Source organism: Methylobacterium sp. EM32 (assembly GCF_040593685.1).
In the GTDB taxonomy this organism is placed as follows: Bacteria; Pseudomonadota; Alphaproteobacteria; order Rhizobiales; family Beijerinckiaceae; genus Methylobacterium.
In genome coordinates, this window is record NZ_JBEXZS010000183.1 from 1 (window position 1) to 18,213 (window position 18,213).

Sequence of the window (18,213 nt, forward strand, 5' to 3'; positions counted from 1 at the left end):
GCGCGCTGCAGGCGCGTCTGGCGGATGCTGCCGCGTCCTTCGCCCGGGTGGCGGAGGAGGCAGCTCAGCTGATCGGGACGCGGGCGGGCGAGGCCGATACGGCGCTGCACGGCGCGGTGGTGGGTCTGGCGGGCCGGGCCGAGGAGGCTGCGCTCGCGATCGGTCTCGCGGCCGAGACGGCGACCGGCGCCCTCGACGCGCGGACGCTCGCGGCCACCGCCGCCTTCGCCCGCGCCGCCGAGGAGGCCGGCCGCCTGGTGGCCGACCGCACGCAGGCCACCGACGCGACCCTGCGGGGCGCGGTCGAGCACCTGACGCGTCAGGCCGAGGACGTCGCGGCGGCCCTGGCGCTCGCGGCGGAATCCGCCACCGGCGCCCTCGACACCCGCCTCGCCGAGGTCGGGACCGCCTTCGAGAACAAGGGCCGCGCGCTGACCGACCTGATCGGCCGGCACGCCGAGGAGACCCAGACCCGCCTCGCGGAGGCCGGCCGCGACATCGTCGTGGCGGTGGCGAGCCAGGGCGCGCGCGTCAACGACGCGCTGGACAAGACCGGCACGGCGCTCGCCAGCGCCGCCGAGAACGGCGGCCGCGCCATCGACGAGGTGCTGACCAGCCGCCTCGCGGCGCTCCAGGACGCCATCGCCCGCGGCGACATTCTGGCCGACCGCATTTCTCGCGACACCCACGACCTCACCGCGAGCGTCTCCGGCCGCCTGGAGGAGATGGACCGCCTCATCACGGTCCAGGGCCGCGCCGTGGCCGAGACCATCGCCGAGCGCACCCGCGAGGCGCGCGAGGCCGTCGAGGCTCAGCTCGGGGCGCTCGAGGACCGCTCGGCCAAGCGCACCGCCGAGATCGGCGCCACCTTCAGCACCATGGTGGCCCATGTCGACCAGCATATCGGCGCCCGCGCCACGGCGCTGAACGAGGCCCTGATCGTGCGGGCCGGCGAGATGGCCCGGGTGATGGCTGAGGGCGGCCGCGAGGTCGCCCAGGCCCTCGACGGCCGCGCCGACGAGCTCGCCCGCGCCATCACCGCCCGCAGCCAGGCGATGAGCGACACGCTGACCGCCCGCGTCGGCGAGATCGGCGACGAGCTCGGCCGCCGCACCGAGGAGCTGACCCGCTCCCTCGATGCCGGCGCCGCCCGCTTCGACGAGCGGGTGATCGCCCGCCTCGACGGCCTCGCCCAGGCCCTCGACGAGCGCGGCCGCATCGTCGACGAGACCTTCGGCGTGAAGGCCGAGGAGGCCTTGCACCTGATCGAGAGCCGCACCCGCCGCCTCGACGAGGAGCTCGGCGCCCGCACCCGCGAGCTCGTCACCTTCGTGGAGAACCACAGCGGCGAGGCGAGCCGCGACCTCGCCGCCCAGGCCGAGGCGATCCGCGCCGCCTTCGAGGGTCGCGGCGAGACCCTGGCGCGCCTCGTCGACGAGCGCACCGCCGCAATGGCGCAGGAGATCGACGAGCGCGGCCGCGCGCTGTTCGGCTCGCTCGCCGGCCGCATGACCGAGCTGGCGCGGCTGTTCGACCGCGGCGGCACTGCCCTCTCCGACCTCATCGGCAAGCGCGGCGAAGCCGTGCTCGGGGCTCTGCGCCAGACGATCGAGGAGGCCGACCGCGTCCTCGCCGAGGGCTCGGGCCGCCTGGAGACCGTGGTGGGCGAGCGCGGCACCGCGCTGGCCACCCTGCTCGACGAACGTCACGGTCAGGTCGAGCGGCTGCTCGACGAGCGGACCGGTCATGTCGAGCGCGTGCTCGACGAGCGTCACGGCCGCATCGAGCACCTGTTCGGCGAGCGCCTGCGGGCCCTCGGCGGCCTCCTGGACGAGCAGGCCGCGACCCTGCGCGGGCTCCTCGACGGCCAGTCGGCGGCGCTCCATGCCGGGCTCGACGACCGGATCCGTGCCCTGCACGACGCCCTGGAGCAGCGTGCCGGCGCGGTGCGCCAGGTGCTCGACGACCAGGCCGGCGCCCTCGGCGCCGTGCTCGACGACCGGGTCGGGACCCTGCGCGGCGTGATCGCGGAGGGTGGCGACACCCTGGCGGCGACGCTGGAGGAGCGCGTCGGCCGCGCCGTCGGCACGGTCGACCAGCGCACTCACGCCCTCTCGCGCCTGTTCGACGACCGCCTCGCCGCCCTCGACCACCTGGTCGAGAGCCGCGGCGCGGCCTTCGCGGAGGCGGTGGAGGCCCGTGCCCAGGCGCTCGCCGGGATGCTGGACGACCGCACCGAGGCCTTCGCCCGGGCGGCGCAATCCGGCGGCACCAGCCTGTCGGGCCGCATCGAGGCGGCGCTCAGCGACCTCGACGGCCTGATCGAGTCCCGCTCGCGGGCGCTGGAGACCACCCTCGGCCAGCGCGGCGAGGCCCTGGCGGGCTTGATCGCGGCGAGGGGCGAGGAGGCCGCCGGCCTGCTCGAATCCCGCGTCGCGACGCTCGGCGACGCGGTGTCGCGCAGCGCCGAAGCCGTGTCCGGCCTCCTCTCCGAGCGCGAGGCCGGCCTCGGCGACGCCCTCGACGGGCACCGGACGGCGCTCGCCCGGACCCTCACCGAGCGCGTGGAAGCGCTGGCGTCCCTGCTGCGCGAGCGCGAGGAGGCCATCGCCGGCACGATCGAGCAGGGCGGCGGCAACCTGGTGCGGCTGATCGACGGCCGCCAGCGGGCGCTGGCCGAGCTGACCGGCGCCGGCGACGTCCTGGCCCGCCGGGTCCAGGAGCGCATCGACGTGCTCGCCGCCACGATCCGCAGCGGCGGCGACGCGCTGGCCGGCCTGCTCGACTCGCGCAACAGCGACCTCGCCGAGACCTTCGACGGCCGCGGCGCGGCGCTGACCGCCCTGCTCGACGCCCGCGTGGCCGAGCTGTCCACCGCCCTCGAGCGCAGCCGCGCCGCCCTCGACGCGGTGCTCGGCGGGCAGGTCGAGGCGCTGGCCCAGCGGCTCGACGCCGGCGGCGAGGCGGTGGCCGCGCAGCTGCGGTCGAGCATCGAGGCGCTCGGCGGCACCGTCGAGGAGCGCGCCGCGGCCTTCGGGATGCTGGTCGACGCCAAGGCGGCGGAGCTCGCCGCCCTGATGCAGGCCCGCACCGAGGCCCTGTCGGGCAGCGTCGACGAGCGCTCGGCGGCCTTCACGGCCCGGATCGACGGCCGGATGCGCGCCTTCGCGGCCCTGGTGGCGGCCCGCGGCGAGGCCCTGGCCGACGCCTTCGACGACCGCAGCGACGCTTACGCGGCCCTGGTCGATGCCCGTACCGCGGCGCTCACGGCGGCCCTCGACGAGCGGGTCGCGAGCCTGCACGGCGCCATGGACGAGCGCTCCGCGGCCCTCGCCGCGGCGGTGGACGAGCGCAGCGCCCAGCTGAGCTCGGGCTTCGACCGCCGCGCCGCGGCCTTCGCGGCGCTGATCGACCAGCGCGGCACCACCCTGACCCGGGCTCTCGCCGAGACCGCCCGCGACCTGACCCAGGCGATCGACGGGCGCGGCAACGAGCTGAATCGCGGCCTCGCCGAGCGGGTCGAGACCCTGCGCCAGATCGTCGACGAGCGCGGCGGAAGCCTGAGCCAGACCCTCGAGGCGACCGCGGCCTCGTTGCAGCGCACGATCGACCAGCGCGGCGGTGCCCTGGTGGCGGCGCTCGCGGCGAGCGGCCAGACGGTCGAGGGGCTCGACCGCCAGGTGGCGCAGCTGCGCGACCTCGTCGAGGGCCCCGGCAGCGAGCTGGTCACGGTCCTGACTCAGCGCAGCGAGGCGCTGGAACGGGCGGTGACCGAGGGGATGGGCGGCGCCGTGGCGGCGCTCGGCGAACGCGCCGAGACGCTGGCGGCCCTCTCCTCCGAGGCGGCCGAGACCCTGCGCCGGGCGGCCGACCAGGGCGCAGCCCGGGCGGTCGAGGCCCTGACGCAGGTCAACCAGCGCCTCGGCGGCGAGCTCGGCGGCTTGATCGGCCGCATCGAGGCCGCCTGCGGCGCGCTCCAGGACCTCATCGGCAAGTCCGGCGAGAACCTGTCGGCGATCGAGGGCGGGCTGTCCGGCCGGGTGCAGGAGATCCAGTCGGCGCTCGCCGAGATCGCCGCCGAGACCGGCAAGGCATCCGATCGGGTCGCCGAGCAGGTCGGCGCGCTCCAGGGCGCGGCGACCGGGGCGCTGCGCCAGGCGGCGGGCCTCGCCGCGACGCTCGATGCCCGCGGCAAGGCCCTGACCGAGACCGCGCGCCAGCATATCGGCGACCTCACGGCGGCCGCCGGTGCGCTCGAAGGCGCCGAGGGCCGGGTCAACGCCTCGCTCGGCGAGCGCCGGACCGAGATCGACGCCCTGCTCGGCAGCATCGACGCCCGCTCGGCAGCGCTCGCCGCCGCCACGGAGGGTGTCGGCGCCCGGGTCGAGGCTACGCTCAAGACCATCGAGGCCCGCACCCAGGCGCTGGGTCGCGAGATCGAGGCCAGCGCCCGCCAGGCCGGCAGCGCCGTGACGGAGGCGTTCGAGCGCCTGCGCTCCGGCACCGGCCAGGAGGGCGAGCGGGCGGCCGAATCGGTCCGCCAGGCGGTGGCGGGCGCCTCGGGCGAGATGCGCGAGGCCTTCGGCGACGCCGCCGAGCGCTTCCAGGGCACGGTGGAATCCATGCGCGGCATGGCGAGCGAGATCCGCCGCACCCTGGAGGAGATCCGCGGCGACCTGCAGCGCGGCGTGGTCAGCATCCCGCAGGAGGCGCAGGACGCCACCGGCGAGATGCGCCGGGTGGTGGCCGAGCAGATCAAGGCCCTGAACGAGCTCTCGGCGCTGGTCCAGCGCTCGCCCCGCGCGGTCGATGTCGCCCAACCCTTGGCCCAACCCCGCGCCGCGGAAGCCGGCCGGTCTGCCGCTTCGGTTTCGGGTCCGGCGGTTCAGAAGCCGCAAGGCCAGAGCCCGCAGGCCCAGAGCCCGCGGAACCAAGCCCCGGCGCAGTCGGCTCCGGCTCCGGTGCCGGCTTCGGCGCAGGCCGCCCGGCCGTCGGCGCCGAAGCCGGCAGTCCAGGCTCCGGCTCAGCCCGCGCCTCAGGCTGCCGCCCCGGCGCGCCCGGCCCAAGGACCAGCTCAGGTCCCGGCCCGTCCGGCGCCGGTGCAGGGATCGGCGCAAGGCTCGACCCGCCCGGCCGCCCCGCAGGCCGCGAACCGGCCTTCCGGCGAGGCGCGGCGCGACGCCGCCCTCCCCCGCACCGGGTCCGGCGGCTGGCTCTCCGACCTCCTCTCCCGCGCCTCGCAGGACGATGAGGACGAGGGACCGGCGGCCGGCAAGGCTGCGGCCAAGGCCGGCCAAGAGAAGCCCGGCCAGGAGAAGCCCGGCCAGCAGAAGGCGAGCCAGGAGAGCAAGGCGGGCCAGAACACCGGCGCCGACCAGGCCGGCGCGGCGGCGATCGACTCGATCTCCAGCAACATCGCCCGGATGATCGAGCACCCGGCCGCGGTGGACCTTTGGGAGCGCTACCGGCGCGGCGAGACGGAGCTGTTCACCCGCCGCCTCTACACCGCGGAAGGCCAGCAGACCTTCGATGAGATCCGCCGCCGCTACCGCGCCGAGCCGGATTTCCGCCGGACCGTCGACCACTACGTGCGGGAGTTCGAGCGCCTGCTCGGCGAGGTCTCCCGCACCGACAAGGACCCGCGCCGGGCCAACGCCTATCTCACCTCGGAGAGCGGCAAGGTCTACACGATGCTGGCCCATGCCAGCGGGCGCTTCGAGGGGGCGTGAGCCCTCCGGGCGCACCCGTCCCGACGCGAACGAGGCTCCCTCCGGTCCCACGGGATCGGAGGGAGCCTTTTTTCATGGGATCGCACCGTGTTGCTTCGGCCGTCCTCACATCTGCCGCAGTATACGGCGTCCGCTACATGACGATCATTTCATGACTCCCGGGCGCAACGTCGGGGAAGCGTCCACGTTCTCGGAGCATGAGCTGTACGGATCGGGCGCCGGGTCGATCGCGGCCCCTGAGACCGGCTCGGTCCGCCCCTCAAGTGAGGAGATGTCATGAGCGTTCGATCCCGCCTCCCCTCCCTGGCTCTGGCCGGCCTGCTGGTCCTCGCGGCCTGGCCCGCGGCCGCGGACGGTCTCTCCTGCCCCGGCACCGGCAAAGTGGCGCCGGACGGACCGCTGTTCGAGGCCATCGCCAAGCCGGGTGCCGGTGCCGGGTCGAACCGCGATCTTCAGGCCGCGGTGCAGCGCCTGCGGGCCGAGGGCCAGTCGAACGGCGCGATCATCGACCACGCGGTGGCGTCCTACTGCCCGGTCATCGATCGCGATGGCAGCCTGTCGCTGCCGCAGAAGCAGGCAGCCCTGCGCAGCTTCGCCGCGCAAGTGACGGCGCTCGTCTACGATCCGGCCCAGGACGCGACGCGGATCCTCGTCACCGTGCCGGTGCCGACCGCCCTGTCAGACCAGATCGACGCCGCGGCGGCCAAGGCAAAGGAGAGCCGCGACGCCTGGATCGTCCGGACGCTGGAAGCGGGGATCGGAGGTCGCTGAGAGATCGGCGGGGACAGTGATCCGCCTGCGGTCCCGTCAGAGCAGCCCCAGCGACGCCAATTCCCGCCGCATCGTCTCGGGCATCGCCGCGAGGTCGCCGGCGGCGGCCCGGGAGATGTCGCGCGGGGCGTCCTTGGGCGCGAGGTAGCGCCAGCCCTGGAACGGCCGGCACGGCCGGGGCTCGACCGGGGTGACCGCCGGGTCGAGGACGAGGCGGCAGCGGCCGACGCCCTCGCCGTCGGTGAAGGGGCGGATCGCCTGTACCGGCTGGCGGCAGGCGATCTGGCCGCGGATCACCCAGTAGAGCGAGCCCGCTCCGGCGATCTCGTCGCCGCGCTTCGGCACCATGCGGGTGATGTGGGCCTGCTCGTGCGGGCGGCCGAGGCGGACGGATTCGGCCCGGCGGGCGGCGATCCACTCCTCGAGGTCGGCGATGGAGTCGCAGCCGACGCAGAGCTTCAGGAGGTGCAGGGACATCGCGGCTCAGCGTAGGGGTCTGGCGAGAAGTGGCGTTCCCTGCGGGGCGATTGGGGCGCCGGGAGGGCGGGTGTCCCGCGCCAGGACGTCGCCCCTGCGCTGCTACTCCTCAGGTGAAGCGGGCGAGCTTCTCGTCGAGGGCGAGGTCGTCGATCTCCGCGAAGGCGTCCTCCAGCGCGACCGTGTCGTCGGCGGCCGGCGCCTCGTCGCGGACCGGCACGAAGGCGATGTCGTCGTCGAGCGTCGCCGGCTCGACCAGGCGCAGGCGTGGGCCCGAGGCCGGCTCCTCGTCCCGGGACTCGTCCGGGCCGGCCGACTGGGCGGCCGATTGGCCTGTCGCCACGATCTGGTCGACGTCGTCCTGGTCGAGGGTCGTGTCCCGCATCTCGGGCCGGTGCGCAGCCGGGGCCGGCGGGTCGTCTTCGCTTGCCCAGATCTCGATCATCGCGGTCAGGCGCTGCTCAAGGTAGCGCAGGGTGTTGACGATCCGGCTGGTGCGCTGCGCCGTCAGGTCCTGGAACGAGCAGGCGGTGTAGATCTGGGTCGCGTTCTGGTCGAGGCGGTCGCAGACCCGGCTGTCGGCCCCGGTCTCGCGCAGGGTCCAGGCGACCTCCTGCACCTCCTCGGCGGCCTGGAGGATGTCGGAGGTGGCGCGCTCGGTGGTGCGCACGATGCCGTCGAGGGCCTCGGAGGCGGCGCCGAGCTGGCTCTGGTCCTGGTCGGGGGTGTGGATCGCCGCGATCTCGGACTTGGTGCGGCTGATCGCCTTGGCCATCTCGATCAGGTCGAAGCGCAGGCGCTCCATCCCGGAGGGGCCGCGCTCGCCGACCACGGCGGATTCGAGCCGGCCGATCGCCTGGAGCAGCACGTCGGTATCGGCGGTGCGGTTGCGCTTGGCGTACTCGCCCAGGAACCAGCGCCCCCGCGCTGTCTCCAGCATCGCGCCCTCGATGACGTCGTACTCCTCCCGCGGAGCGGGGAGCGAAGGGGTCCCGGCCATCTCACCTGCCCTGTCATCGCCGGCCCGACGGAACGCTTCGGCGGCGTCGCCCGGAGGCGTTCTCGGTGTTTACGCTTGACATCCCGGCGTTAACGGCGGCTTACGCCAGGCCCGCCAGCGGCGGACTGATTCGGTCCGCTCCCCGGCCCTCCCCGCCCCAGCATCCCCGTGCAGCCTCTCCCGCTCCCCCTCGGCGACGGCTCGCGCCTCGCCCTGCTCTACGCGGCGGTCTTCGCCGGCATCGGCGTGGCGATGCCGTTCCTGCCGCTCTGGCTGTCCGGCCTCGGCCTCGGGCCGGAGCTGATCGGCGCCCTGGTGGCGCTGCCGATCCTGGTCCGGATCGTCGCGACGGCGCCCCTCGTCGGGCTGATCGACCGCGGCCTCGCCCCGCGCCGGCTGATGATCGCCGGCAGCCTGGGTCTCGCCGCCACCTACGCGCTGATGCCCTCCGCCGCCGGACTCGGCTGGCCGATGCTGGCCGGGCTGATCGTCCTCAACGCGATCGCCGGGGCGCCGCTGGTGCCCTGCCTCGACTACCAGAGCCTCGCCGCGGTGCGGCGCGGGCCCGGCCTCGACTACGCCCGGATCCGCCTCGGCGGCTCGCTCGGCTTCCTCGCCGCCACCCTGCTCGGCGGCTGGCTCCTCGGTCTCGTCGGCACCGGCAGCATCACCCACTTCCTCGCCGGGCTGGAGCTCGCCTCGGCCTGCGGTGCCGCGCACCTGCTGCGCCGGGCGGAGGGCGCGCCCCCGGCCCCCCGGGCGGCCGGGCGGGTGCGCCTGCCCGCCGCCCTGTGGCTCGCCATCGCGGCCGGCGCGGCGATCCAGGCGAGCCACGCCGCGGTCTACGCCTTCGGGTCGATCCATTGGGGCACCCTCGGCCTGACGCCGGCGACGACCGGCTTCGCCTGGGGCATCGGCGTCGTCGCCGAGATCGCGTTCTTCGCCCTCGCCGGCCGGGTCCCCGGTTTGCGCGACGCGCCGTTCCGGCTGCTCGCGCTCGGGGCGGGGGCGGCGCTCCTGCGCTGGGCCGGGCTGCTCGCGGCCGCCGGCCTGCCCTCCCTCGTCCTGCCGCTCCAGATCCTGCACGGCCTGACCTTCGGGGCGACGCAGCTCGGCGCCATGGCGGCCCTGTCGCGCCTCGCCCCCGAGGGCGCGCGCGGCGCCGCGCAGGGGACCTACGCCGCCTGCTCCGCCCTCGCTTCGGCCACCGCCACCCTGGCGAGCGGGGCGGCCTACCGGGCGGGCGGCGGGTCCCTCGCCTTCGGGCTGATGCTGCCGGTGGCCGGCCTCGGCCTCGCCCTTACCGTTGCCGCCGCGAGGATGGCCCGGCGGTAGCCACGACGCCGGGTTGCGGCATGCGGGCCATGGTTTGCGAATTGTTAGCATCACGCGGTATAGGACCGCCGCGAGGGGATTGTTGTGGCGAACGAGGGAGGCCGGCCCGTGCCGACCGCACCCATCACGCGGGGGGCCGATCCGGCCCGCGTCGCGGTCGAGCGCGCGCGCGACGGGATCGCCGCACGCCTCGCCGGCCGCTGGACCGCCGACCAGGCCCCCGCCGTCGAGGCCGCTTCCGCGGAGATACTGGCCGCCGGGGGCCCCCTTCTCATCGACCTCTCGGGCCTCGCCCGCCTCGATACGCTCGGCGCCTGGGTGCTGGAGCGGACCCGCGCCACCCTTCCGGCCGGCACGGCTTACGCGGGCGCTTCCCCCGAGCACCTGATCCTCCTGCGCGAGGTCGCCTACCGCGAGGCCGCGCCGGCGTCGCGCCGCCGGCGCTTCCGCCCCCTCGATCCGGTGGCGAGCTTGGGGTCGGGGGTGCGCAGCCTCGGCCGCGAGGGCCTGTCCGGGCTCGCCTTCCTGGGCGAGGTGGTGGCGGGCTGCCTGCGTGTGCTCGCCCGCCCGCGCAGCTTCCGCGGGCCGGCGCTCATCAACCAGATCGAGCAGATCGCGCTCCGCGGCGCGCCGATCATCATGCTGATCTCGTTCCTGGTCGGCTGCATCGTCACCCAGCAGGGCATCATCCAGCTCCAGCGCTTCGGGGCCCAGACCTACGTCGTCAACATGATCGGCATCCTGACCCTGCGCGAGCTCGGGGTGCTGCTCACCTCGATCATGGTCGCGGGGCGCTCCGGCTCGGCCTTCACGGCCGAGATCGGCTCGATGCGCATGCGTGAGGAGGTCGATGCGCTGCGCGTCATGGGCCTCGACCCGATCGAGATCCTGATCGTCCCGCGCATCATCGCGTTGATGCTCGCCCTGCCGATGCTGGCCTTCCTGGCCGATCTCGCGGCGCTCGCCGGCGGCGCGATGACCTCGTTCCTGTATGGCGGCCTGTCGCTCGAGGCGTTCACCTTCCGGCTCCAGAACGCGATCGGCTTTCGCCACCTCGCCATCGGGTTGATCAAGGCGCCGTTCATGGCGCTGATCATCGGCATCATCGCGTCGGTCGAGGGGTTCATGGTCGAGGGCTCGGCCGAGTCGCTCGGCCGCCACGTCACCGCCTCAGTCGTCAAGTCTATCTTCATGGTCATCGTCCTCGATGGGCTCTTCGCGGTGTTCTTCGCGGCCATCGACTTCTGAGCGAGGCGACCCCACCCTTGGCGACCGCGTCTCCCACCCTCCCTGCGCACCCGAGCCGCGATGCGATCATCCGCGTGCGCGACCTCGTGGTCGGCTTCGGCGACCGCACGGTGCTGAAGGGCCTGAACCTCGACATCCGCCGGGGGGAGATCCTGGGCTTCGTCGGCCCGTCCGGCCAGGGCAAGTCGGTGCTCACCCGCACGCTGCTCGGCCTGGTGCCGAAGCGCTCCGGCACGATCGAGGTGTTCGGCGAGGATGTCGACCGCCTGACCCTCGCCCAGCGCCGGGTGATCGAGCGGCGCTGGGGCGTGCTGTTCCAGCAGGGCGCGTTGTTCTCGGCGCTCACCGTCAAGCAGAACATCCAGGTGCCGATGCGCGAGCACCTGAAGCTGTCCGAGCGCCTGCTCGACGAGTTCGCCCGGCTCAAGATCGAGATGGTGGGCCTCAAGCCCGACGCCGCCGACAAGCTGCCCTCCGAGCTCTCCGGCGGCATGATCAAGCGCGCGGCTCTGGCCCGGGCGCTGGCCCTCGACCCGGAGGTGCTCTTCCTCGACGAGCCGACCTCGGGCCTCGACCCGATCGGCGCCGGCGAGTTCGACGAGCTGGTGGCGACGCTCCAGCGCACGCTGGGGCTGACCGTGTTCATGGTCACCCACGACCTCGACAGCCTCTACACCGCCTGCGACCGCATCGCGGCGCTCGGCGACGGGCAGATCATCGCCGAGGGGCCGATCGACGCGATGCTCGCCTCCGATCATCCCTGGCTGCGCTCCTACTTCCACGGCAAGCGCGCCCGCTCGATCGTGGTAGAAGGTTTTCAAGCTGCGGCCGATCACCCGTCATCCCGCGGATCTGTGGAGGGTGTCGCCTGATGTGCGCTCCCGCACCCTGCATCCACCGGCCCACCCTTAAGCTTGGTATGTTAGGCCATGCCACTCCAGGCCATGCCCCTCTGAGTCATGCTACTTGGGCGTGTGGTCCGCTCCCCGCCCCGCACGAGCACGGAAACCGTTAAGGCATGGAAACCCGCGCCAACAACGTCCTGATCGGCGCCTTCACGCTGGCGGTGATCGCGCTCGGCTTCGTCTTCGCGTTCTGGCTGCGCGGCAATTCAGCGAACCAGGCCCGGATGCCGGTGCGCATCGTGTTCTCCGGTGGCGTCGGGGGCTTGGCCAAGGGGGCGGTCGTCACCTTCAACGGCATCCGGGTCGGCGAGGCGACCGACGTGCGGCTGCTGCCGCAGGACCCGCGCCGGGTGACGGCGATCATCGAGGTCAATCGCGGCACGCCGCTGCGCGTCGATACCCATGCGCGCCTCGACATGACGATGCTGACCGGCGTCGCCTCGATCGCCCTCGTCGGCGGCAGCGCCGACGCGGCGCCGCTGGTCCCGACCACCAACGACCCGGTGCCGACCATCTACGCCGACGCCGCCGACATCCAGGACCTGATGGCGGCCGCCCGCACCATCGCGCAGCGCGCCGACGACATGCTCCAGCGCCTTGACCGGGTGGTCGCCGGCAACGAGGGCGCGATCAACCGCACGCTCGCCAATGTCGAGCGCTTCTCCAAGACACTCGGCGACAGCGCGCCGGCCCTCGACGCCTTGACCAAGGCGGTGGACGGCCGCAAGCTCGCGAGCCTGATCGACAACGCCGACAAGTTCTCCTCCGCGCTCGCCGCCGCCTCGCCGGACGTCCAGGCCGGCATCCATGATGCGCGGATGCTGGCGGGCAAGCTCAACGCCTCCGCCGACCGGCTCGACGCGGTGATGAAGGGCGCCGAGGGCTTCCTCGGCTCGGCCTCGGGCGAGGCCGGCAAGAGCACCTTCGCGGAAGTGCGCGACGCCGCGATCTCGATCCGCGAGGCCGGCCGCGCCTTCCGGGTGATGTCGGAGAACCTCGACAAGCGCACCGCCACCCTGACCCAGAGCGTCAGCCGCTTCAGCGGTGCCGGCCGGCGCGAGGTCCAGACCCTCGCCACCGACGGCCAGCGCACCCTCAACAGCCTCAACAGCGCCGTGCGCAACATCGAGCGCGACCCGTCCCAGGTGATCTTCGGCGGCAAGCCGTCGTTGCCCGAATACAACGGTCGCTGATCATGTTGCAGTGCGGCCTCCCGGCGGTTGCACCCGCGCGCCCTGCCGGGCGTTGTCCCCCCGTCTCTGGTCACGCTTCCGGGCCCGTCCCGGTCCCGCCCCCCGGTCCGCCCGCTGCCATGCTCCTCACGGCCCCCTCCCCGCGCCGCGCTCCCGGCCGTCTCGCCGCCTTCGGTCTCGCGGCCGCTCTGGCCCTGCTCCTCGGCGCCTGCGGCAGCGGCGCCGTGCCGACCACCTTCGACCTCACCGCGCTCCCGGGCGCGGCCCGCAGCGGCGCGGCACGACGCTCGATCGTGGTGGCCGAGCCGGTCGGCCTGCAGCCCTTCGAGGCCGACCGGATCATCGTGCGCGAGCCCGGCGGCGCGGTGTCCTATCTCGGCGGCGGCCAATGGGCCGACCGGCTGCCGCGCCTCGTCCAGACCCGGGTGATCCAGAGCCTCGAGAACGCCAACCGGCTCAAATCCGTCAGCCGCCCCGGCGACAAGGTCGCGGCCGACACGATCCTGATCACGGAGCTGCGCGCCTTCGACATCAATGCCGGCACCCGCGAGGCGGTGGTCGACCTCTCGGCCAAGCTGATCCAGGAGAGCAGCGGCACGGTGGTGGCCGCCAAGGTTTTTCAGGCCCGGGTGCCGGTGGCGGGGGTGAACGCGCCGGTGGCGGCGAACGGCCTCGACCGGGCCTTGTCGCTGGTGCTGGCCGACATGGTGCGGTGGATCAACGCCGGGGGGTGAAATTCCCTCCTCGCCTGAAGCGAGCAGTGTTCTCTTTTATCCTTCCGGCGACCTCGGAGCATGTTCGAATCCATCGGCCGCGCTGACATCCTCCATCGTCATCCCGGGGCCGCGCAGCGGAACCCGGGATCCATAACCGCCGACGATGCAAAGTGAGGCGGGACCCTATCGCCCTTTCAGGACGCATCTGCGGTCATGGATCCCGGGTTCTCGCCTTCGGCGAGCACCGGGATGACGCCGAGAGTTGTCGATGGACGTGCCAGTTCTGCGCAACTGATAGGACGGGTTGTCAGAGCAGGGTCGAGAGTTGGAGTATCGGGACTGCGCCCCCTACTCCATCACCGCCGCCTTCATGATCACCACCATGAAGGCGCGCCCCGTCCCCTCGCTGATGCAGCGCACGGTGTGGGGCCGGTCGCAGCGGTAGCGCAGGGTCTCGCCGGCCCGCGCACGCTGCACGGCGCCGGCCACGTCGACCTCGAACTCGCCCTCGGTGACCGACAGGCACTCGACCGAGCCGCGCTGGTGCGCGTCGGAATCGAGCACGCCGCCGGGATCGGCCGAGAGGTCGTACCATTGCAGCCACTCGACGGTCTTGATCCAGCCGATGATGGCGAGCCGCATCCGTCCGTCGTCGGAGACCAGGATCGGCGTGTCGGCCCGGGACGACTTCTCGATGAAGGGTTCTTCGTCGCCGGTGGCGAGCACCCGCTCGATCGAGACGTCGAGGGCCTGGCTCAGGCGCCAGATCGTGGCAAGCGTCGGGTTGGTCTCGTTGCGCTCGATCTGGCTGATGATCGATTTCGCGACGCCCGATTGCTCGGCCAGCTCGGAGAGCGACAGGTTGTAGGCCTTGCGCAGGCGCTGGATGGTCTTGCCGAGCTGCCCCGACAGCACCTGCGCCCCGGTCATCAGGTCCTTGGGACGCTCCCGTCCCCGCTCGACGCCCATCGCCCGCCCTCGGCCCCCGCTGGAACACCACCGGGCGTTCCGCATACCGAACGCCCGTACGCTCCATCAAACGCAATCGCCCGGATGGCGCAAGGGTTCATGCGGCCGCGCGGATCGATTCCGGGGGGATGACGCGTCAGTTCCACCAGGCGTGGAAGTGGTGCACCGGCCCGTTGCCGTGCCCGATCCGCAACCTGTCCGACGCCGCGAGCGCGGCACTCAGGTAGGCCTTGGCCTGTTGGGCGGCGTCCGTCAGGGTGAGACTGCGCGCGAGACCGGCGGCGAGCGCCGCCGACAGGGTGCAGCCGGTGCCGTGGGTGTTGCGGGTCGCGATCCGCGGGCCCTCCAGGCGCAGGATGCGGTCGTCCGGCCCGACCAGGAGGTCGACGCTCATCGGGCCCGCCGCGTGGCCGCCCTTCATCAGCACCGCGCGCGGTCCGAGCGCCAGCAGGCGCCGCCCCTGGTCGAGCATCGCCGCCTCAGTCTCGGCGATCCCCTCCCCGAGCAGCACCGCCGCCTCGGGCAGGTTCGGGGTCAGCACCGCGGCGTGGGGCAGGAGCTTGCCGCGCAGGGCCTCGACGGCGTCGTCGGCGAGCAGCCGGTCGCCACTCGTCGCCACCATCACCGGGTCGAGCACCAGGGGCAGGCCGGCGGCGTGGCGGGCGAGAGTCTCGGCCACCGCGGCGAGCACGGGCGCGCGCGACAGCATGCCGATCTTCACCGCCCGCACATCGAGGTCGGTGAAGACGCTCTCGATCTGGCGGGCGACGAAGTCGGGGTCGACGTCGTGGATCGCCTGGACGCCGCGCGTGTTCTGGGCGGTGAGCGCGGTGATCACGCTGGCGCCGTAGACGCCGAGCGCCGAGAAGGTCTTGAGGTCGGCCTGGATGCCGGCGCCGCCGCCGGAATCCGAGCCCGCGATCGTCACGGCGATCATGCCCGCTCTCCGATCATGCCGGACTTGGTCATGCGGAACCCCGCGCCGCAAGCGCCCCGTCGATCACCGCGCGCAGGTCGCGCGCGCGCGCCTCGACGTCGCGGCCGGTGCCGAACAGGGCCGAGATCAGCGCGATCCCGTCCGCCCCCGCGCCGATCGTCGCCGCGGCGTTGCTGCGGTCGATGCCGGCGATCGCCCCGACCGGCAGGCCGCCGCCGCGGGCGAGCCGCGCCCGGAAGGCGATGCGGTTGAGCCCGTCGAGCCCGACCGGGGGATCGGGATTGTCCTTGCTGGTCGTGGCGAAGACGCCGCCGATGCAGGCGTAATCGACCGGCAGCCGGTAGAGCTCGTCGGCCTGGGCGGCGTTCTTGACGGTGAGCCCGACGATCGCGCCGCGGGGCAGGAGGCGCTTGGCGTCGGCCGGGTGCAGGTCCTCCTGGCCGAGATGCACGCCCTCGACCCCGGCGGCGAGGGCGAGATCGACCCGGTCGTTCATGAGGAGCGGGACGCCGGTGCCCTGGAGCGCCGCGTGGATCCGGCGCAGGCGCGACACCGTCTCGCGGGCATTCGCGATGGTCTTCTCGCGGTATTGCAGCAGGGTGCAGCCCCCGGCCGCGGCCGCCGCTGCCATCCGGGCGAGGTGATCGGCGTCGCCGCCGCAGACCCCGACATCGAGGAGTCCGTAGAGCCGCAGGTTCACCGGCACGGTCGCGTGCCCGCTATCGGTCTTCACGGGCGGGCTCCGGCGGGACGCGGGAAGGGGCGTGCGGGCATCGGGGCGTTTCCGGCTGGGCCCGGGACCTCGGGCCGATCGTTCGATCCCCCGGAGTAAGGGCGCGCGAGCGCGGGCGTCAACGGCCCGTGATCAGCTCGCCCGCGCTCCGCCGGCCGCCGCCTCGCGGGCCCGCTCCACCACCAGGCGCCGCTCGCGCCAGACCACGAACACGCCGGCCGCCGCGACGATGCCGCCGCCCACCGCGATCGCGGCCGTGGGGAGCTGGCCGAACACGAACCAGCCGATCAGCACCGACCACAGCATCGTGGTGTACTCGAAGGGGGCGACCAGCGATGCGTCGCCGTGGCGGTAGCTCTCGGTGAGCAGGATCTGGCCGATGCCGCCGAGCACGCCGACGACCAGGAACAAAGCCAGGTCCGACCAGCCGGGCATCCGCCAGCCGAGCACCAGAGTCGAGAGGCCGAGCAGCGAGGTGAACAGGAAGAAGTAGAGCACGATGGCGCCGGTGCGCTCGGTGCCGGTGAGCTTGCGCACCTGGATCGTCGCCGCCGCCGAGCAGCCCGCCGCGAGGATGGCGAACAGCGCGCCGGTCGAGCCGCCACCGCCAGCCCCGCCGAATTCGAGGTGGGGCGCGAGCGTGATCAGCACGCCGAGGAAGCCGACCGAGACGCCGGCCCAGCGATAGGCCTGGACCCGCTCGCGCAGCACGATTGCCGCCAGCACCACGACGAGGAGCGGCGAGGCGTAGCCGATCGCCACCGCGTCGGAGAGCGGCAGGAAGGACAGGCCGGCGAAGCCCGCGAACATGCCGGCGGCGCCGATGATGCTGCGGAGCACATGGCCCTTGAGGTTCTGCGTCGCCACCGCCTGCCGCACGCCGCCCTGCCAGCGCAGCCACAGCAGCAGCGGCGCGATGGCGATGAACGAGCGGAAGAACACGATCTCGCCGGTCGGGAACCGGTCGGCCAGCGTCTTCACGCCGGCGGACATCAGCGTGAAGGCGAGCGCCGAGAGCACCTTGAGCCCGATGCCGAGATAGGGGCGGGCGGCCGCTCGTCCCGACGCGCCAGATCCGGTGACCGACCGGCCGGGGACGACGAGGGGGGCTGCCATGGGCGGGGCGCTTTTCTTGTGGCGTGGGAGGGGCCGCGGCCGCGGGAAGCGCGGCGGGGCCGTTTGTCAGAACCACGAATCGCCACGGCCGAGGTAGAGGCGGGTGCGGGCGGCTGACCTGCGCAATCCGCATGATGGGATTTAAGCTTCCGCAAACGAATTCGAGTCCCGGTCCCCGGCCAAGGTTCCGCGAGCGGCAGCCGCGTCATCAAAGTGATACGCGAATAGGGTTTGGCTGGCGCGAGACGCCGCCAAGGAGATTGCACGTGGCCGAGGACGCCGACGCGCTGCGCGTGCGAACCCTGTTCCTCTCGGATATCCACCTGGGGACCAAGGGCTGCCAGGCCGAGCTGCTGCTCGACTTCATGCGCGAAGTGGATGCCGACGAGATCTACCTGGTCGGCGACATCGTCGACGGCTGGAAACTGCGCTCGGGCTGGTACTGGCCGCAATCGCACAACGACGTGGTGCAGAAGCTCCTGCGGAAGGTGCGAAAAGGCTCGCGCCTCGTCTACGTGCCGGGCAACCACGACGAGTTCCTGCGCGACTTCCTCGACATGCATTTCGGCGGCATCGAGATCCAGGACCAGGTGCTGCACGAGGCGGCGGACGGCAAGCGCTACCTCGTCATCCACGGCGACCAGTTCGACCTCGTGGTGCGCCACGCCCGCTGGCTGGCCTATCTCGGCGACGGCGCCTACTCGGCGGCGCTCTTCGTCAACACCCACCTCAACTGGGTGCGCCGGCGCCTCGGCCTGACCTACTGGTCGCTGTCGGCCTGGGCCAAGCTGAAGGTGAAGAACGCCGTCAACTTCATCGGCCGCTTCGAGGAATTTTTGATCGCCGAGGCGCGCCGGGCCGAGGCGGACGGGGTGATCTGCGGCCACATCCACCACGCGGCGAGCCGCATGGTCGGCGACATGCACTACCTCAACACCGGCGACTGGGTCGAATCCTGCACCGCCGTCGTCGAGCATTACGACGGCACGATGGAGGTGATCCGCTTCGCCGAGTGGAAGCGGGCCCATGCGGATTCCCCCACGCCGCTGACCTCCCGCAGCCGGCCGGTCGAGGAGCTGGCGCC

General features: G+C 73.2%; 13 protein-coding genes and 1 pseudogene. 8 read left to right on the plus strand and 6 right to left on the minus strand.

The annotated features are described in order from the left end of the window. Both ABZT49_RS24295 and ABZT49_RS24300 read left to right on the plus strand, forming a co-directional pair. Positions 1-5,729 (plus strand): annotated as a pseudogene (locus ABZT49_RS24295) (hypothetical protein); the annotation flags it as partial. A gap of 276 nt (positions 5,730-6,005) precedes the next feature. Next, a complete protein-coding gene (locus ABZT49_RS24300) occupies positions 6,006-6,500 on the plus strand; it encodes a hypothetical protein (RefSeq protein ID WP_355289764.1) in 495 nt (164 codons plus the stop codon). A gap of 36 nt (positions 6,501-6,536) precedes the next feature. Here ABZT49_RS24300 and ABZT49_RS24305 read toward each other — a convergent pair whose 3' ends face one another. Further along, on the minus strand, positions 6,537-6,977 hold the full coding sequence (locus tag ABZT49_RS24305) for a DUF1489 domain-containing protein (protein ID WP_355289766.1): 441 nt from the start codon (positions 6,975-6,977) through the stop codon (positions 6,537-6,539). A 109-nt stretch (positions 6,978-7,086) separates the two neighbouring features. Next, on the minus strand, positions 7,087-7,977 hold the full coding sequence (locus ABZT49_RS24310; RefSeq protein ID WP_355289767.1) for a hypothetical protein: 891 nt from the start codon (positions 7,975-7,977) through the stop codon (positions 7,087-7,089). A gap of 168 nt (positions 7,978-8,145) precedes the next feature. Between ABZT49_RS24310 and ABZT49_RS24315 the strand changes: the two genes are divergently transcribed. The 5 genes from ABZT49_RS24315 to ABZT49_RS24335 all read left to right on the plus strand — a co-directional run bounded on the left by ABZT49_RS24315 (position 8,146) and on the right by ABZT49_RS24335 (position 13,392). Further along, positions 8,146-9,312 (plus strand): MFS transporter, encoded by a 1,167-nt coding sequence (locus tag ABZT49_RS24315; protein ID WP_355289769.1) that lies wholly within the window; start codon positions 8,146-8,148, stop codon positions 9,310-9,312. Positions 9,313-9,489: 177 nt separating this feature from the next. Further along, positions 9,490-10,560, plus strand: a complete 1,071-nt coding sequence (locus ABZT49_RS24320; RefSeq protein ID WP_355289782.1) for an MlaE family lipid ABC transporter permease subunit — start codon at positions 9,490-9,492, stop codon at positions 10,558-10,560. Positions 10,561-10,577: 17 nt separating this feature from the next. Beyond that, entirely contained in the window at positions 10,578-11,432 is an 855-nt protein-coding gene (locus ABZT49_RS24325) for an ABC transporter ATP-binding protein (protein ID WP_407943560.1), read from the plus strand. A 146-nt stretch (positions 11,433-11,578) separates the two neighbouring features. After that, the gene (locus tag ABZT49_RS24330; RefSeq protein WP_355289771.1) at positions 11,579-12,658 is read left to right on the plus strand and encodes an MlaD family protein; all 1,080 of its coding nucleotides are present in this window, start codon (positions 11,579-11,581) and stop codon (positions 12,656-12,658) included. 119 nt (positions 12,659-12,777) lie between these two features. Next, positions 12,778-13,392 (plus strand): ABC-type transport auxiliary lipoprotein family protein, encoded by a 615-nt coding sequence (locus tag ABZT49_RS24335; RefSeq protein ID WP_355289773.1) that lies wholly within the window; start codon positions 12,778-12,780, stop codon positions 13,390-13,392. A gap of 330 nt (positions 13,393-13,722) precedes the next feature. Here the strand turns inward: ABZT49_RS24335 and ABZT49_RS24340 are convergent, their stop codons facing one another. The 4 genes from ABZT49_RS24340 to ABZT49_RS24355 all read right to left on the minus strand — a co-directional run bounded on the left by ABZT49_RS24340 (position 13,723) and on the right by ABZT49_RS24355 (position 17,129). After that, positions 13,723-14,343: a helix-turn-helix domain-containing protein gene (locus ABZT49_RS24340; protein ID WP_093566736.1), complete on the minus strand. Its 621-nt coding sequence runs from the start codon at positions 14,341-14,343 to the stop codon at positions 13,723-13,725. Positions 14,344-14,479: 136 nt separating this feature from the next. Continuing rightward, entirely contained in the window at positions 14,480-15,280 is an 801-nt protein-coding gene (gene thiD, locus ABZT49_RS24345) for a bifunctional hydroxymethylpyrimidine kinase/phosphomethylpyrimidine kinase (protein WP_355289775.1), read from the minus strand. A 28-nt stretch (positions 15,281-15,308) separates the two neighbouring features. Further along, positions 15,309-16,013, minus strand: a complete 705-nt coding sequence (locus tag ABZT49_RS24350) for a thiamine phosphate synthase (RefSeq protein WP_355289777.1) — start codon at positions 16,011-16,013, stop codon at positions 15,309-15,311. A gap of 132 nt (positions 16,014-16,145) precedes the next feature. Further along, positions 16,146-17,129, minus strand: coding sequence for a DMT family transporter (locus tag ABZT49_RS24355; protein WP_355289779.1), 984 nt, complete (start codon positions 17,127-17,129; stop codon positions 16,146-16,148). Between the two features lie 266 nt (positions 17,130-17,395). Here ABZT49_RS24355 and ABZT49_RS24360 point away from each other — a divergent pair. Further along, positions 17,396-18,213, plus strand: an 818-nt coding sequence (locus tag ABZT49_RS24360; RefSeq protein WP_355289781.1) for a UDP-2,3-diacylglucosamine diphosphatase, incomplete at its 3' end; no start/stop codon positions are given.

Bases quoted from the DNA above. Each gene is read 5' to 3' on its own strand.
- ABZT49_RS24310 (WP_355289767.1), bottom strand. From the start codon at position 7,977: ATGGCCGGGACCCCTTCGCTCCCCGCTCCGCGGGAGGAGTACGACGTC.
- ABZT49_RS24335 (WP_355289773.1), top strand. From the start codon at position 12,778: ATGCTCCTCACGGCCCCCTCCCCGCGCCGCGCTCCCGGCCGTCTCGCC.
- ABZT49_RS24305 (WP_355289766.1), bottom strand. From the start codon at position 6,977: ATGTCCCTGCACCTCCTGAAGCTCTGCGTCGGCTGCGACTCCATCGCC.
- ABZT49_RS24300 (WP_355289764.1), top strand. From the start codon at position 6,006: ATGAGCGTTCGATCCCGCCTCCCCTCCCTGGCTCTGGCCGGCCTGCTG.
- ABZT49_RS24330 (WP_355289771.1), top strand. From the start codon at position 11,579: ATGGAAACCCGCGCCAACAACGTCCTGATCGGCGCCTTCACGCTGGCG.
- thiD (WP_355289775.1), bottom strand. From the start codon at position 15,280: ATGATCGCCGTGACGATCGCGGGCTCGGATTCCGGCGGCGGCGCCGGC.
- ABZT49_RS24355 (WP_355289779.1), bottom strand. From the start codon at position 17,129: ATGGCAGCCCCCCTCGTCGTCCCCGGCCGGTCGGTCACCGGATCTGGC.
- ABZT49_RS24340 (WP_093566736.1), bottom strand. From the start codon at position 14,343: ATGGGCGTCGAGCGGGGACGGGAGCGTCCCAAGGACCTGATGACCGGG.